This is a genomic window from Sedimentibacter saalensis (assembly GCF_007830175.1).
GTDB classification, from domain to species: Bacteria; Bacillota; Clostridia; order Tissierellales; family Sedimentibacteraceae; genus Sedimentibacter; species Sedimentibacter saalensis.
On record NZ_VLKH01000004.1, the window covers coordinates 152,280 to 169,109 of the forward strand.

The following is a 16,830-nucleotide window of genomic DNA, read 5'->3' on the forward strand; positions in this document are numbered from 1 at the left end:
TCAGCTAAGCTAAATGTACCCTTGATTTATGATTCTTAATCTAATTTTATTTTTTCATTTATAATTTTTGATAATTCATCATATGTATGCCTGATTCTTGCAAAAAGTTCATCCGGCATTTGTATTTTTTCAATTTCAAGGCCGGAAGGAAGATTTCTGTTTTTTGCGCCCATGAAAACTCCCCCAAGAAAGTTAGAGCTGTAATGAAATTTTCCTTCAAGAGTGAGTATTATTGATATTGCCCCCGAAGAAAGTGCCGGTGCTATGTATGGTTTGAACCCTGTTTTTCTCACTTCGAGATTTGCTTCCACTGCAAGTTTTGTGAGTTCTTTTGATAGTTTGTCATCGTAGTTTTCTATGCTGTTTGCTATTACAAGGTCGTTTCCGTGCGGTCCGAAGGCCCTTCCTTCACTCAGGTAGGAAGAATATTCATTGTATTTTTTTGCGTAGTACATTGCTCTTGCATTCATTACACCAAGCCCGTAGCCTTTTATTTGCTCAGGTTTAAGCACACCTTTGCTTTCTTTTAAAACAGCAGCGCACAGCAAATCAACGGGATCTGAAACCACAGCAAATATTCCTTTGAAATTTTCATGGGCAGCCTGAGCTGCATATTCCTGTATGAGTTTATAGTTTTCTTCAAACTGAACCATTCTAACATCAACACTCTCGCTTCCAACGGGCGGGACTCCCTTAGAAGCACAGAACACGAACATATCGCAGTCAAACAGTTCATTTTTTTCTACACCATGCACATGAGGAAGAGAATCTTCAAATGGAAATGCTGTCTGGTTCATTTCATATTCCCATCTGTTGATTTTATCCTGGCTTCTGTCATATATTCCTATGGATTCAACTGCATTTCCCCCAAGAAGCTTAAGACCTGTAAGAAGTGTGCTTCCCACATCTCCAAGAGCCAGTACGTTCACTCTTTTTTTCTTAATTTCATCCATAATGAAACATTGTTCATAATCATCGTAATCCGCATTTACGGCCTTTACTTTTCTTTCACAGATTAAATTCATGATTTCTTCCGGCACTTCTTTTTCAAAGTCATCAGTACCGATTTTCAGGAGTTCAACTCCCTCACCCAACGTGAAAAGGTCAGCCGCACTGCATACGGCGTAAGTTCTTTTTGAACTGTTCCTGTCAGATTTGTACAAAAAATATAATTCATTTGCATCTGCTGGAAGAATTGTTTTTTCATAGCCAAAATCCTGAGCTGAAAACATATATTTATCTTTATATTTATAATAGTTAAACATTATTTTATAATCCTCTCCAGCTTTATTAATGTTTCAATGCTAACATCCATGTAACCGGAAGCTTCCATGTTCAAATCGTAATAAATATTGTCTCCAAGGTAAGGAAGCCTAGGAGAAAGCAGTACTTCACCAAGTCTTTTTACAGTAAGTTTTTTCTCATATAAATCCTGAAATTCTGCTTCAAGAACATGAAGTATGTTTTTAGCGTTTTCAAGACTTACCATGGACAAATTGTAAATTGCTTCATTTGTAGCACCACTGATGTACATAGGCGAATAATATGGAAGTATCAGGTTTATTGACGGTATGAGATTAAGCATGTTTTCATTGTTAAGCCACATTCCGTCACCGCCTAAAAACGGGTACATGAGGTTTTCATTGAACCAAATTCTCAGATTTGGTATGAAATATGCGCAGTCAGCGTCTCTTCCCTGAATGTCCATAAGGTCCTTACCACGGCCTGACATTATTCCAAGGATTATTTTCTTTACTTCAATGTTGTGCTTCTTGAGTATAGGGTCAAGTTCCTTTATTCTGTAACCTTTGTGCAGCAAGTCGTCTACTAGGATAACAGGCTTTTCAAATGACTTTATAGTCTTCACCTGGTTTTCTATAGGTGAATAAAAAGGATATTCAGTTATCATAAACTGTGCTGCATCTGTTGAATAAACTTTTTCTGTATGAAGAGATTTAGTAACGGTGTTCGGCACAACCATTCCCTTTAAAATATTGCCGAAAGGAACGCACATGTAGTCGCCTATTACTTTAGGAACCTGCACTTCGTTGCTTACGTTGTTGATGCTGCATATTTTGTTTATGAGAGTCTGGTTTATCATGTCATTGTCGATTGAAAGAACCAGACTTCCTGGATACAGCTCAGTCATTGATTTCTGAAGCCTTTTTCTGGCGTTAACAATTGCTTCGTGAACCCTCGGATTTGTGTTCAATGGTTCCTTTATGAAGCTTTCAAGGTTCAATGTGAGGCATACAGGGAACTTCATATCTACTGCATAGACAGTCTTGCTCTGCCTTTCATCCTTTATTTCCCTGAACCCCTGAAGCTCCAGCGTTTCAATTACAGTTTCGCTGTTTGTGTTTGAAAGTATGTTGTAGTACATTGCATAAGTAAAATCATTTTTAAGGCAATGAGCCAGCGTTTCCGTGATTAATATCTGCTCCATGTTATCATATAACTTGCTTGGGTTAATAAAAATTCCGTCTATTATAATGAGTCTGCCTGCAGTTTTTTCACGAACATGGTTAGCGATGTACTGGCTTTCAAACTCTGAGTATACTTCTGAAGAGCCTATCTGGTGGAATGCTGAAAATCCAAGAAGCTTGTTGGAATTTTTGCTGTCTCTAATAACAAGAAGCTTTATTTTTTTGGAAATCAATTTTTCACCTATATTTTCATACAGGTTTGTGTACATGAAAATATAGTGCCCTATTTCATCCACGATTTTCTTGCTTAAATCTTCAACAATTTCTATTACAAAAGGTTTTGACTTCAACACGCTCTTGTTGAGAGGCTCCCTTATGTAAAGGTTTCTGTCGTATATGAAGCTTTGAGCAAGAGGATCTATGAGGTTGGAGATGTCTCTGTTGTTGTCTATGTTTTCTCTTATTTGTGTTGAGCTTATATCCTCAAGGTAAAGAGGAAGCTGAAGCTCTACAAGGGAACCCTTTATTCTAGCCTTAGTTTCTTCGGCTTTTTTCACAGAACTTACTGACATATCGTCTTTTGTTCTCTTGAATACTATGTGGTTGAAACTGTGAATTGAGTTCTTTGTAGGACGCGATTTGTATGCTGTTGCATTCATCAATACATCGCTTCCCACAACAATATAAATATCCTTTTCAGGAAACAAAGATTTAAGCCCCTTCAGGTCTGCAGCGTTTGAAAGGTTTATTGGAATATCATCAGGAAACAAAAATACACCAAGTTCATCTGCTATAGACATGTTAATTATCTGACGCCTTATAAGTCTTGGCTGGACTTTCTTGGACCAGGAAAATTCATCAACAGCAAGGTAGACGTCATAGCCGAGATTTCTTATTTCTGTAACAATTCCTTTATGGCTCAGTGAAAACGGGTCGAATGTTCCCGGGAAAAACGCGATGTTTTTATTTTCATTTATGTTGAAATTCTTGAAATTGAATTCATATTCATTGATAAAACGGTAAATGTGGTTGAATGAAGCTGAATTGTTGAAGAAAAACAAGTCTCCCATTTCCCTCTCGTTTATAAGGGTGAGAAGTTTTTTGTAAATCAAAAGAAACACCTTGTTTTTTTCTTGAAGCGTCAGCTTTTTTGAGCCAAATATGTGCTGCCCTATTACAAGGAATGTTTCCTGCTTTACCTGCATGTTGTAATTTGCAAGGCCGCTTAATATTATTCCAAGTATTTTTACAAGCCTCTTGTTATATGTGCCATCATCCTCGCCGAATCTTTCCTTGTATTCAGGATAGTGCTGTACCATCACTCCAAGCGTATTTATTACCAATGCGCTTGCTCTTTCGTTTGTACCTTTGTATATATTGTTAAGCTCTGCGATAAACTCATCAAGTTCCTTTGGATACAATAGCATTACAAATTTCCCCAGGTATTCAGGGATGTATTTTGCGTATTGAAGTTCATCAATTTCCAAGCCTTTTATAAGCTCAACTGCAATTTCGTTTCTCTGGTCAATTGTAAGAAGAGGTCCTATTTCAACAAGTGAGTTTCCTGCCTTGTTTCTTACGGATTCCTTTGCACTTACTTTCACAAGGTTTGCTAGATGTGTTGCTGTCTGAAGTAATGCAACGTCATTCTTATTCTTTATGTGATCCATTATATAGTCTATGCTAATGGTTTTTACATTCCATGGCGTAGCTGTCTTCAGATTGTTTAGGAACAAGTCTGAAGTCTTATACCTGCTGCTTGTGATAAGGGTCTTGTACTTAGTGATTAAATCATAGGACATGTTCATATTTTTGGCTATTTTATATTTAAGATAGTTTATGCACAGTCCGTCATTTTCAGAAATAATGGATGTCAGATCATATATTTTTTCAAGAGATGAGCTTATATTAGCTTTGTTTTTTACAACAAGATTGAAAAACTGAACTGCCATGAGCCTTACATCGCTTGCAGGATTGTCCAGTGAACCAATTGCATAATCAATGATATAATCAAGCTGTTCAGGTTCATACAAATCAACCGGAATACTCAAAAGAGAATTCAGGCAGCTTAATTTAGCCATATATTCATTGTTTTCTGTTTTATAATAGTCTAAAAGAAGATTTAAGTAGCTCTTCTTGTTGTTGTTTCTTTTTGAGTTTATGACTGAATCAACAAATATTCTCAGTGAATATCCGATCCATTCCTTGTGGTTGTCTGTTACCTTGTATCCCGGATCAAGAAAAAGTCCTAAATATTTGTCCCACAAAGCAAGACCGGTCATCTCTTCATTTATTTCAATTTTTACGTCATCAGGAATTTCTTTTGTATATTCCAGATCAAATGAAACAATTATTATACCCATAAGGTTTGCAGCCTGACGTCTTATGTCGCCTTCCCTGTGAACCAGAAGTTCATATAAAAAGCTTAGGGTAAACAACTTTTCTTTCTGTGAAAGATAAATAGAATACTCTTCAAGTATATTCAGATAAGATCTTAGGTTTTTCCAATCCTGTTCACTTCTTGCAGCTTCTATCATGCTTGTGAAGTTTATTTCATTGTTCAGTTTGCTCATGAGTGTTGTATTGTGTGATATTGCCATGTATTTAAAATTTTCAACAACATCATATCCATCTATGAGAGCATAATCTATTATTTTGTCAGGAGAAGGCTCCTCGGTTTTAAAGTCTATGTTTATGCCTTTGTGTATGATGAAGTTTTCAAAATCCTTCAACTTTGAATACACTCTCATGTATCTCTTTTCTTTTGCTTCGTCCACATTGTCAAGTTTGTCAAGAATTATCTGAAATGATTCACTCAAATCGTATATGTGCATTTCATAGCCGTTTTTTGACTGCTTGTTTTTCACTCTGAAATCTGCATATATCAAAATAAGGGATTCAAGAGGTAGATTTTCAAGTTCCAAATCCCAAGTGGAATGGTTTGCCGCAATAAGAGATATGCTTGGCATGTTGTATTTCATGAACCATTGGTCTGTGTAATAGTAATGAAGATATGCAACTCTTCTTTTTTCAAGTCCCTTGCATCCGTACTTACCTATGTCATGGCCAGCTGCTGCCCCGGATACAAGCCCTAAGTTTACGTTAATTCCTACTTTCTTTAGCTGTCTTGCAACATGCATTGCAACATAGTGTACAGCAGTAACATGTTTTAATGTGTTGTAGCCGTTTACTTCAGCATCAAGCATCATCAATTCGTATATATAATTTTTGTCAAACTTATCCAAAAAGTTAACATATTCGTCAGGATTTGGAAGATCGCTGATCTCTTCTTCAGACAGGAATTTGAAATCTGCAAACTTGTCGTAAACATCGCTGTTTTTTGCGTGACTCAGTATTGTTCTTAATATTTCCAGGTATATGAGAGCTCCGTTTTCATATTTGGGATTAAGCTTAATGGTTGCTGCTTCTGGGAACGATTTGTGTAAGACATACTGAAAAATATAAGAAAGCCAGTCTTTGGGAGCTTCAGAACAAACAATGTCAAGTATGTCAACTGAAAGGTCGATTACATCCTTGCACATGAACTGTTTTTTGTTTATAAGAATCAGCAGATTATTTACAAATTTCTTATTTATTATAAATGACTGCATCTTTTCTTCGGAATAATTTATTCTTTTCAAAAACTCTTTTTGAGTCAAACTTAATAATATCTCTTTGTGCAATTCGTTCAACATAAATCTGCTCATAATATACCTCTAAAATTAGATTTAATTGCACACATTATATCATAGTCCAAAGTTTACTGCAAGAATATCATAAAATTCACAAACCATCATAATTCAACAAAACAAACGATTTACCCTTGTAAAATATTCCGAAATGTATTATATTAAATTACACATGAAATCATTTTATTTAATAAATAAATTGCATAACAAATAAAATTATTGGAGGCTAAAATGTTTTTATTGACTTATTTTTACGAGGGTTCAGAAGCTGCAGGATTTCTGAATAGTAACAAGAATGGTATCATTCCTGCATCCGTTGTATTTTCAAAATTAAATGTTCCGGCACCTTCAAACATGCTAAATATAATTGATGTTTTTGATGATTTGGAATTGGATAAAATCAATGAGGCAATTGTATCCTGTTCTGAATTTATTGACTTGGATAAAGTTAAAATTTTGTCTCCAATTCCTTACCCCAGAAGAAACGTAATTTGTCTTGGAAAAAATTATCTGGATCATGTTAAAGAAGTTAAAAATCTGAAAAATGTAAGTGCTGACATACCGTCAAAACCTATATATTTCAGCAAAATTGCATACCCTGCCATAGGTCAGGAAGATTTTGTTGATATGCACCAGGGAATTGTCAAGGAACTGGACTATGAAGCAGAGCTTGCTGTCATAATAGGCAAGAAAGGCAAGAACATATGTAAGGAAGAGGCAGAAGACTATATATTCGGATATACAATTTGCAATGATATTTCTGCCAGGGATTTGCAGCAAGAACACGTGCAGTGGCACAAGGGAAAATCATTTGATACATTTTGCCCATTAGGACCGGTAATTGCTCATAAATCAACAATTGCATTCCCGCCTGAGCTTGAAATAAAAAGCTTCATCAACGGAGAAATCAGACAAAACAGCAACACTAGACAACTCATATTTGACATACCAACAATAATAAGCGACCTTTCAAGTGGCATCACACTATATCCGGGAGACATAATCCTAACAGGAACACCTGCAGGAGTTGGAGCAGGATTTAATCCTCCGAAATATCTTAATCCCGGAGATAAAATGGAATGCTTCATAGAAGGAATAGGAACTCTTGTTAATACTGTAAAATAATTAAAAAATATTATCCAGTGCAAGACATTCATTTTCCTTAATAATATTAAATTGTATTCTTAAGTGCTCAAGCTCTGCTTGAGCCATATTTTTATCTTTGTTTTTAATGAAAGACTGTAGCTTTTTAATGGAAGAATCAATGTTGTCAATTTCATCCTGGTTGATGAAGTACACCCACAGACCTCTTGCTTCTTCCCACCTTCTGTAATGACTTTCATAATCGACTTCTGCTTTTACCCAGTTTCCTTCTTCAATGACTTGTGATAAAAGAAACAGATTTTCCCAGTAATATGAGGTGACCGGCTCCACCGACGTGAAATGAAACCATACCCACACACCTATCATCACAATCAATACTATCAATGAAATAATTACCATTCTCATATGCTACCTCTTATAAAAAATAAATTTATCTTCTTCATCAACAAAACCATACAGTACCTGCCGGGATTTAAGCTTATTCTTTTTAAGCTCGTCTTGTAAATCAGATTCTGAAATATTAAACTTCTCAAGATTTTTCTGCATTATTTCCCCGTCAAGAATTACTGCTATGGGAATTCTTGCGCATCTTTTCCCAGGCTCTTCATCAGGAGCAATGATGCTCATTTCTCCGTTTGTCTCCATAATCAGGTAATCTATGTCTTCAACGCTGTAATACCCTTTAAGCCTCATTTGCCCAAGAACATCATTGACATTGATCCTCAGCTTGTTCATGTCCTTTGTGTTGAATTGTCCATGATCTATTATTATGGTAGGAGTGCCGCATATTATTTTTCTAGCCTTGTTGCTCTTCAATGTGACATAGGATATGAAGCACTGCAAAAACATAATAACAGCTATGGCCATGAAACCATGGACCAAGGGAGCTCCAAGATCTTCCATGGGCATAACTGCAAGCTCTGCAAGCATAAGTGAAACTACAAGGTCAAAAGGCTGAAGCTCGCCCAGCTCTCCCTTTCCCATTATTCTCATTGACAAAAGCAAAATTGCATACAGTATTAATGATCTGATAGCAACAATAATCATTTTTACCTCTCTGTTTAAAGTTATCTAAAAATGCTAAAAACAAATGAAGCATAAAAGTGAATTTTGCTTCATTTGTATTATTGGTTTATTGCATAAAAAAAATACTCATTTCTGAGTATTTTTATTGTTTATACAGCTTTGTTTATTACGTTTTTAAGTTTTGCAAAAATCATTCTTCCTGCTGCAGTCTGTAAGACGCTGGTAACAGTAACCACAACAGAATCTCCAATACACTTTTTGCCGCCTTCCACAACTATCATTGTGCCGTCGTCAAGATATGCAAGTCCCTGGCCTGATTCTTTTCCGTCTTTAACAACCATGACGGTCATTTCTTCTCCTGGAAGAACTATCGGTTTAACCGCATTTGCCAGCTCGTTGATGTTTAACACCTCAACTCCCTGGAACTCAGCAACCTTGTTCAGGTTAAAGTCGTTGGTCAGAACCTTACCCCCAAGTTCCTTTGCAAGTTTTAAAAGCTTCACATCCACTTCAATGTTGTCGCCGTAATCCTTTGATTCAATCAAAACATTTACAGTGTCATCTTTCTGAAGAATATTTAAAATATCCAGACCTCTTCTTCCTCTGTTTCTTTTAAGACTGTCGGAAGAATCTGCTATGTGCCTTAGTTCCTTAAGGACAAATTCAGGAATTACAAGTGTGCCTTCAATAAATCCTGTCTTGCAAATGTCGGAAATTCTACCGTCAATAATAACGCTTGTATCAAGTATCTTTGGTGAAACAATTTCTTTTTTCGCACTTTTGTCTTTCTTAACCGGCTGGACTTTTTTAAGATTTAACTGTGGCCAAATAACATCGTCTTTTTTTCTTGTGGATATTTTTATTCCCAAGTAACCAAACAACAAGTATGACAATATGGAAACTATTGTTCCAACATACTTTATGTCAGCAAATGGCTGGCTTATTAAAAAAGCTATAACAAACCCAACAATAAGACCCAAGGCGCCCCAGATAATATCAATAGTTGAAAATTTCATCAATTCCCTTTCGAAAGCTTCAGCTATTCTCTGACCAGTCTTTTTAATTTTAACAGAAAGTAGAAAAAATATTATTCCAAAAATTAAACTGATACCAATAATTATTAAAATGTTTTGCAAACCTGATAATTTAAGAAGACCATTTTGATTTAACACTACACCTATAAAAGCCCCTATAGAAGCTCCTATGGTAGTAATAACTGCTCTTACAATTTTATCTATCATTTAATCACCTCCTTAGTAGTATACCCAAATTTTGTTATATTATTTAATGTAACACATTTTTTCTTATTTGGCTACATTTAAATGAAATTATACCCCATTTTTATTAAACAAATCTTAACCTGCATAAAAAAAGAATGCACTAAGCATGAGCTTCTAAACATTCAGTGCATCTTCATTTATTATATTGTCCAAATATTCCTGAATTCCGTTGGAGTCTGTCTCTGTTGAAAGTGAAATTTCACTTACAAGCATCTGCTTTGCGCTTACAAGCATTTTCTTTTCTCCGGTTGAAAGACCTTTCTCCTTGTCCCTGTATGTCAGATCCCTCACCACCTGGGCAACTTCAAAAATGTCTCCTGTCTTCATTTTAATCATATTATCGCGGAACCTTTTGTTCCAGTTGGAATCATTCAATACCGCAGCCTGCTTTAATATGCTGTAGACTCCTTCAACAAGACTTTTATCAATAATGTTTCTCAAGCCGATATTGTTTACATTGTCAACAGGTATCATAAGCTTCATTTCACCAATCGGCATTTTCAAAACGTAATAACTTTTTACTTCGCCTAAAATTTCCTTAGATTCCAATGTCTCTATTACCCCAGCTCCGTGCATGGGATAAACTACCTTATCTCCTAAATTAAACATATTGTTACCTCCTATAATTTATAGTATACACTATCGGGCAACTTATGTCAAATTTATCATTATACCTTGACAGTATGTTGTTGTCAATAAAAAATATCAATTTTTTTATTAAAATTTCAACTTATTTTTTAGTTTTCTTTTATAACGTTATACCGGCGTGAAAACGATATGCATAAAATCTCAAAAAAAATATTTTTTAAAATTTTATAAAAAAACAAGTGCCTTTCGGCACTTATTTCATTTTTATGATTTCCTTACAAGATTCTTCTATATTTTTCTCAGTGAGCATGTATTTTTCCATGAGGTCTTCAGGTTTTCCAGATTCACCAAATGTGTCCATAACTCCGATTCTTCTTACAGGTACAGGGCATGTGTCCGAAAGCACTTCCAGCACTGCACTTCCCAATCCGCCTATAATGCTGTGTTCTTCAGCAGTTACCACTGCTCTTGTTTCTTTGGCAGCCTTAATTATAATTTCCTTGTCAATAGGCTTGATTGTGTGTATGTTTATAACTCTTGCATCAATTCCCTGTGCCTTTAATGATTCAGAGGCCTTTAAAGCTTTCTGAACCATTATTCCAGTGGCAATTATTGTCACATCGCTTCCGTTCTTAAGCTCAACGCCCTTACCTATTTCAAACTGGTATGAAGAATCATAAACATCTTCAACAGCCATTCTTCCAAGTCTTATATAAACCGGCCCAACATATTCCGCAGCTTTTAAAACTGCCTGTTCTGCTTCTATACAATCTGCAGGATTTATGACAGTCATGTTTGGAATGCTTCTCATGAGGCTTATGTCTTCAATGGCCTGATGTGATGCTCCGTCTTCTCCGACTGTAAGGCCTGCGTGTGTTGCAGCTATTTTAACGTTTAAAAATGGATATGCCACAGTGTTTCTGATTATTTCAAATGCTCTTCCGGCAGCAAACATTGCAAATGAGCTTGCAAATGGAATTTTTCCTGCAAGAGACATTCCAGCTGCAGTGCCGATTAAATTTTGCTCTGCGATTCCAACATTGAAAAATCTCTCAGGACTTACTTTTTTAAATTCTGATGTCTTGGTGGAACCGGACAAATCAGCATCCAACACCACAACATCTGGATTGTTTGCAGCAAGCTTTTTTAACGCCTCACCGTATGCTTCTCTAGTTGCTTTAGCCATTCAAGCCACCTCCAATTTCTTCCATTGCCATACAAAACTCTTCATAGTTAGGGGCTTTTCCATGCCATGAAGCCTTGTCTTCCATGAAGGAGCAGCCTTTTCCTTTTATAGTTTCTGCTATGATCAGTGCAGGTTTTCCTGTAACTTTTTTTCTTTCTTCGAATGCTTTTTCCAGTGACTCAAAGTCATGACCGTCTGCCTTGATAACATGCCATCCGAATGCTTCGAATTTTTCATCTATTGGCTCAACTGTCATAACGTCGTTGTTTTTGCCGTCTATCTGCAGGCCGTTGTGGTCAAGAATAGCAGTGAGGTTGTCAAGATGGTAGTGATTTGCAAGCATAGCAGCTTCCCAAATCATTCCTTCCTGAATTTCTCCGTCTCCAAGAAGGGCAAACACTCTGTTTTCCTTTTTATCCAGCTTGAAAGCAAGAGCCATTCCGTTTGCAATGGAAAGTCCCTGTCCAAGAGATCCAGTTGAAGCTTCAACTCCCGGAAGCTTTTTCATGTCAGGGTGTCCCTGAAGCTTTGAGTTAACCTGTCTTAATGTGCCCATAAGCTCCTTATTTATGAATCCCTTTTCCATGAGTGCTGAGTACAGAACCGGAGCCCCGTGTCCTTTTGAAAGAACGAAGCGGTCTCTCCCCTCATCATGAGGATCCTTTATGTTCATTTCTTTGAAGTACAGATAGGTAACAATTTCAACAGCTGAAAGAGACCCGCCAGGGTGCCCTGATTTTGCTTCATGAATCATAGTCAGAATGTTTTTTCTTAAATTCTGTGCTGTGAGTTTCAAATCATCATATTTCATATTTTCCTCCGTTTTTTATTAATTGAGGTAATTAAGTTCTAACTATAAACTAACTCAATCATTATTATTAATTTTTTGGAACTGTTTCCCAGTCCTTGAGAAACTGCTCAATTCCCCTGTCTGTAAGAGGATGCTTTGTCATCTGAACAAGAACCTTGTATGGTACTGTTGCAATGTGACAGCCAATTCTTGCAGCCTGTGTTACATGCATAGGGTGTCTTATGCTTGCTGCAATTATTTCTGATTTTATGTTGTGATAGTTGAATATATCAACAATTTCTGAAATAAGCTCCATTCCGTCTGTACTTATATCATCAAGTCTTCCCACAAATGGGCTTACATATGTTGCTCCTGCTCTTGCGGCAAGTAGTGCCTGACCAGCTGAAAATATAAGTGTTACGTTTGTTTTGATGTTTTCACTGCTTAAAACCTTCACAGCCTTAAGACCTTCAGCAGTCATAGGTATTTTAATTATTATGTTCTTGTGTATTTTGGCCAGTTCAACAGCTTCTCTAATCATGCCTTCTGAATCAAGGCTTATAACTTCAGCACTTATGGGGCCGTCAACAATTTGTGTTATTTCTCTTACAACTTCTTCAAATTTTCTTCCTTCTTTGGCAATAAGTGAAGGATTTGTAGTGACTCCGCAGATGATACCCATATCATTTGCTTTTTTTATTTCTTCAACATTGGCTGTATCGATAAATAATTTCATATGTACCTCCTATTTAATTTCTTTCACTATATTTTTATTTCCAAAAATAACCTTTAGCATAAATACAGGCAGCACTGCCTGACGTGATATTCTCTTTGGTTCCTTTATGAGTCTGTACAACCACTCAAGCCCTAAGTTCACATATATGTCAGGAGCTCTTTTCACATTGCCGGCAAGTACGTCAATTGTTCCTCCATTGCCGATTATGATTTTAGCATTTAGCTTATCCTTGTTGAATTCAATCCATTGTTCCTGTTTTTTTGCTCCGAATCCAACAAACAATATGTCTGGTTCATGCATGTTTATTTCATCAACAACCTTCTGTTCTTCTTCATGACCACCCTGGCCTAAGTGTGCTCCCTTGAAATAACCGTGATGATACCCGGCAATTTTTATTCCGGGATATTTTTCATGGACATTTTTCATGGCAGTTTCAGCAATTCCGGGCTTTCCTCCAACAGCGTAAAGCTTAAGTCCTTTTTTGTCAGCAAGCTCAAGAAGTTTCATTGACAAATCAAATCCTGCAACTTTTCCCTTCAAAGGATGTTTTTTGATTTTTGATGCATAAACAAGTCCTATACCATCTGGTATGTTGATGCTTGATTTGTTCATGTAGTTCAGGAACTCCTCATCATTCTGGCACATCATGACTATTTCTGTATTGGGAGTATATATAATGTATTTTTCTCCCTTTGACAATCTGTCCGCAACGGTGCTCATCACTTCGTCCATTGACTGATTGTCAATTCTTACACCCATAATACTTATTTTATCCATTTTAAATTTCCTTTAATATTTTATAATTTACATTTGTCAGTTCACGAAGTTTGGATACGCTTTGTTTAAGCATCAGCTTTTCTTCATTTTCATTTTCTATTTTGTTTACTATTTCACTGTATAGCTGTATGGAATCTATATTGTCTATCTTGCAGGATACCTTCATGTTGACGCTGTTTGCAAAATGGTCAACCTTGTGGTCATAGGATACAGCAACAAATGGTACATTGGCTGCAGCTGCAAATATTAAAGAATGAAGTCTCACTCCAACCATGACATCCATATTTTTTATTATGTCAAGTGCATCAGTTGTAGTAAGTCTTTCCTTGTAATACACTGCCTTGTCGCCCAGGCTTTTTTCAACCTCTTCAATGAGAAGTAAATCTTCGTTGTAATAAAAAGGTATGAAACAGCACTCTATACCGTCACTTATGAGCTTTTGTGCAACCTGGACGATTTTTGTGCTCACATCTGCATTTTTCCAGTTTCTCAGTGAAAAACAAACCCTTTTTGGTCCATGTGGGGTTTTGTTAATGCTTTCGCCGGCCTTTAAGTTGATAACGGGGTCCGTTGACAAAAAAATCTTGTCCTGGTTTACTCCCAGGGCCTCTAAATAGTCCTTTGAATGTTTATCTCGGACAGTGATATAATCCACAAGTTTAAGTGTGCTTGCTACTGCATTTTTGCTCTTTTCATTTATAATTGGTCCTATTCCCTGACTGAGCATTATTATTTTATTGTTCATGAGCTTTGCAAGCCTTATGAGGAATAAATAGTAATAAATGCTTCTTTTGCTCGTTATATCCTGAAGAAGGCTCCCTCCTCCGAACACTATGGCATCAGATGACTTGAGTTTCCTAAGTATGGACATCACATTGTACCTATCTATGGTGTCTATGTCGTATTTTCTTGCGGTTGCTTCCTTGTTGCCTGACAAAATGGTAATGCTTTTTCTGTCCGTTATTTGCAGGATTTGCTCAAGGGCCATTTCCAGTATTGCTTCGTCACCTAAGTTGCCAAAGCCGTAATACCCTGCTAACAATATTCTTTTCACTTAAGTCTCTCCTGTAATTTAACGAATAATTTATTAAGCCAATCAAGCACAACAACCAGAATGCAACCTATGATTATACCAAATCCAAGAGCAATTAATGTCCTTGCAAATGATAAGTAAATCGGAGTTCTCAAATGAGAAAATGTATTTATTACGGATGATGTTCCAATGGCAGAAGCCAGCATAAACAGCCCTGTATAGAACATTGATTTTTTGCTTGCAGCATAAACAGCAGCAAAAATAGAAGGGAATGCAATTAAGAATTCCTTTGTTCTAGGCCTTGCAAGAAGAACATATTCCATGAAATTTCTGGAAATCATTTCAATGTTTGAAGGCTGAATGTTTGTTTCATGTCCTGTTCTTGAAATGTAGATATAGCCTGCAACAGCCAATATTCCTGCAATGATTCCATAGTAAATTTTAATTTCCTTGTTCAAAATTTTAATTGTTGTATTGACTACGCTTTTAACCGAATCTTCCTGTTCGTTGTTCATGAAATATATTAAAAACATCATTAGAAAGACTCCAAACGGAAGAATCTGAGCAAACTTAACTCCTCTGAAAATATCCATTTCAAGGAAGTACTTCACATCAGCAAGCATTGCATCAACAAACACAGCACCTGCCAGTGATATGGCAACAGAAGCTGTAAGGATTAACGTTGAATAAATCATAAGCTGGACGTTTGTGTATTGTTTTTTTGATATGAATATTTTCTTTATATGCATCATGAAAAAATAAATTGCAATTCCTGAAAATGAAACCGCAGCAGCAAAGGAAAATCCTTTCTCAGCAATATTTCTCATGACAAAAGGCACTGCTGAAGCTGGGACTGCTGCCAGGTACAGGTAATTGAAAAATTTATGTTTAATGTTGAACATCTTAAGGAATAAAAACACACAGGATAATGTGATTCCTGCTGCCATTACAGCAAGTCTTTTTGCACCTATGTGGAATTCATGCATTGCCTGAGCCTTTCCAAGAGTTATGTTGTGCTCGCTCAGTCTTTCCTGAAGGCTATTAAATGTTCTTTCATATTCTGCTGCTTCAGTCATGAACTTTGTGCTTTTTTCTTCTTCATAGAAGGGTTTGAAATAAATGACTCTGATGTTTCGTTCTGTGATTGCCCTGAACAGTGTGTTTTCTATTTCTTCTGCACCTTCATAATTGTAGTATTTGTTCCTTGCCCTTATGTAATCCCACATTGTGAATGCTCTTAAAGCCTGGTACCCGGAATCTTCAACCAGGTCCTTAAGCCCTTCCTGCTTAATGTGCTCTCTTTGCTCGGAACTTTCAATCATAACTACGGAAATATCATTTTCCATTACATAATCAAGCAAGTTTTGTTCATTATCAGGAAATCCCAAAACTTCCTTGCCGTGAAGTATGTAAAGCCTTGGTTCTAAATTATATCTTTCATTTGCATTCTTATATGCATCCGCAAGCTTTTCGTTGTGAGACGGGAAATTAATTGGTCTTAATATTACATCAAGATTTGCATCTTTTATAAGATTTATTTTTTCCTCGTCATAGCCTATTCCTATGTTAAGAAGCCTTGAATCGCTAATTTCTTTTGCTTCGTAAACTCCCAAGCCTTCATTGTTGACAATTCTAAGAGTAGGGCTGTAGTAAAGATCGTCGGCTGTTCCGTCAAGAACTATGTAAAAAACACCGTCAAAAGAGTATGTATTGAAAAATTCATCAGTATATCTTTCATTGAGCCCTGAAACCAAGTAATCATAAGTTTCTTTATCCTTTGTTGAAACAACCACATCATACTGATCTATTTCTTTATTCATGATCATTTCTACAATTTCAGGCTTGTAAAATTCAACCCAGTTGTAGTTTTCAATCAACTTTGAAACAATTTCAGCTCTGAGGGGTTTACCGTCTTGGATGAGAAGTTTTATTGTTTCTTCCTGTATTGCAACAGACTGAGAACCGTATTTCTTAAACTCTTTGAGCCACCAACTCAAATCTTTTTCAGAGCTGTCAGCAAATTTCTCCATTTCATTGTAATCAAGTACTATTTCAGCAGTCTTGTACTGCTTTTCAACTTCTACGCGCTGGTATATGGTAAACAGCCCCACAAGCAGTGTCAGGCATATTATTAAGAGCACTGTTTTATCTATTTTGTTAAGTTTCATTTTATCTCCTTTTCAGATGTTTAAATC

General features: G+C 36.3%; 13 protein-coding genes. 1 reads left to right on the forward strand and 12 read right to left on the reverse strand.

Translation table 11 applies throughout. From position 1 onward, the window contains the following. Window positions 1-35: 35 nt before the first annotated feature. Together LY60_RS08340 and LY60_RS08345 are read right to left on the reverse strand one after the other, a co-directional pair. A complete protein-coding gene (locus LY60_RS08340) occupies window positions 36-1,265 on the reverse strand; it encodes a lactate/malate family dehydrogenase (RefSeq protein ID WP_145082376.1) in 1,230 nt (409 codons plus the stop codon). Further along, the gene (locus LY60_RS08345; protein WP_145082377.1) at window positions 1,265-6,133 is read right to left on the reverse strand and encodes a nicotinate-nicotinamide nucleotide adenylyltransferase; all 4,869 of its coding nucleotides are present in this window, start codon (window positions 6,131-6,133) and stop codon (window positions 1,265-1,267) included. Before LY60_RS08345 ends, LY60_RS08340 begins: the two co-directional genes overlap by 1 nt. Before the next feature lie 213 nt (window positions 6,134-6,346). Here LY60_RS08345 and LY60_RS08350 point away from each other — a divergent pair, with 213 nt between their 5' ends. Further along, on the forward strand, window positions 6,347-7,240 hold the full coding sequence (locus LY60_RS08350; RefSeq protein ID WP_145082379.1) for a fumarylacetoacetate hydrolase family protein: 894 nt from the start codon (window positions 6,347-6,349) through the stop codon (window positions 7,238-7,240). Here the strand turns inward: LY60_RS08350 and LY60_RS08355 are convergent, their stop codons facing one another. The 10 genes from LY60_RS08355 to LY60_RS08400 all read right to left on the reverse strand — a co-directional run bounded on the left by LY60_RS08355 (window position 7,241) and on the right by LY60_RS08400 (window position 16,803). Further along, the gene (locus LY60_RS08355; RefSeq protein ID WP_145082381.1) at window positions 7,241-7,624 is read right to left on the reverse strand and encodes a DUF4363 family protein; all 384 of its coding nucleotides are present in this window, start codon (window positions 7,622-7,624) and stop codon (window positions 7,241-7,243) included. It abuts the gene before it with no gap. A gap of 3 nt (window positions 7,625-7,627) precedes the next feature. Beyond that, window positions 7,628-8,266, reverse strand: coding sequence for a DUF421 domain-containing protein (locus LY60_RS08360; protein WP_145082383.1), 639 nt, complete (start codon window positions 8,264-8,266; stop codon window positions 7,628-7,630). A 128-nt stretch (window positions 8,267-8,394) separates the two neighbouring features. Further along, window positions 8,395-9,486 (reverse strand): PIN/TRAM domain-containing protein, encoded by a 1,092-nt coding sequence (locus LY60_RS08365; RefSeq protein ID WP_145082385.1) that lies wholly within the window; start codon window positions 9,484-9,486, stop codon window positions 8,395-8,397. A 153-nt stretch (window positions 9,487-9,639) separates the two neighbouring features. Beyond that, the gene (locus LY60_RS08370) at window positions 9,640-10,134 is read right to left on the reverse strand and encodes a CarD family transcriptional regulator (RefSeq protein ID WP_019227619.1); all 495 of its coding nucleotides are present in this window, start codon (window positions 10,132-10,134) and stop codon (window positions 9,640-9,642) included. Window positions 10,135-10,366: 232 nt separating this feature from the next. Further along, the gene (locus LY60_RS08375) at window positions 10,367-11,299 is read right to left on the reverse strand and encodes a transketolase family protein (RefSeq protein WP_145082387.1); all 933 of its coding nucleotides are present in this window, start codon (window positions 11,297-11,299) and stop codon (window positions 10,367-10,369) included. Beyond that, complete coding sequence (locus LY60_RS08380; RefSeq protein WP_145082388.1) at window positions 11,292-12,110, reverse strand: transketolase; 819 nt, start codon at window positions 12,108-12,110, stop codon at window positions 11,292-11,294. The genes LY60_RS08375 and LY60_RS08380 overlap by 8 nt, the downstream gene beginning before the upstream one ends. Window positions 12,111-12,177: 67 nt before the next feature. Next, entirely contained in the window at window positions 12,178-12,825 is a 648-nt protein-coding gene (fsa, locus tag LY60_RS08385; protein WP_019227616.1) for a fructose-6-phosphate aldolase, read from the reverse strand. A gap of 9 nt (window positions 12,826-12,834) precedes the next feature. Further along, window positions 12,835-13,602 carry a WecB/TagA/CpsF family glycosyltransferase gene (locus LY60_RS08390; RefSeq protein ID WP_145082390.1) on the reverse strand — a complete coding sequence of 256 codons (768 nt, stop codon included), beginning with the start codon at window positions 13,600-13,602 and terminating at the stop codon, window positions 12,835-12,837. A gap of 1 nt (window position 13,603) precedes the next feature. After that, window positions 13,604-14,656 (reverse strand): polysaccharide pyruvyl transferase CsaB, encoded by a 1,053-nt coding sequence (gene csaB / locus LY60_RS08395; RefSeq protein WP_145082392.1) that lies wholly within the window; start codon window positions 14,654-14,656, stop codon window positions 13,604-13,606. Next, window positions 14,653-16,803, reverse strand: coding sequence for a DUF5693 family protein (locus LY60_RS08400; RefSeq protein WP_145082394.1), 2,151 nt, complete (start codon window positions 16,801-16,803; stop codon window positions 14,653-14,655). Before LY60_RS08400 ends, csaB begins: the two co-directional genes overlap by 4 nt. Window positions 16,804-16,830 lie beyond the last annotated feature (27 nt).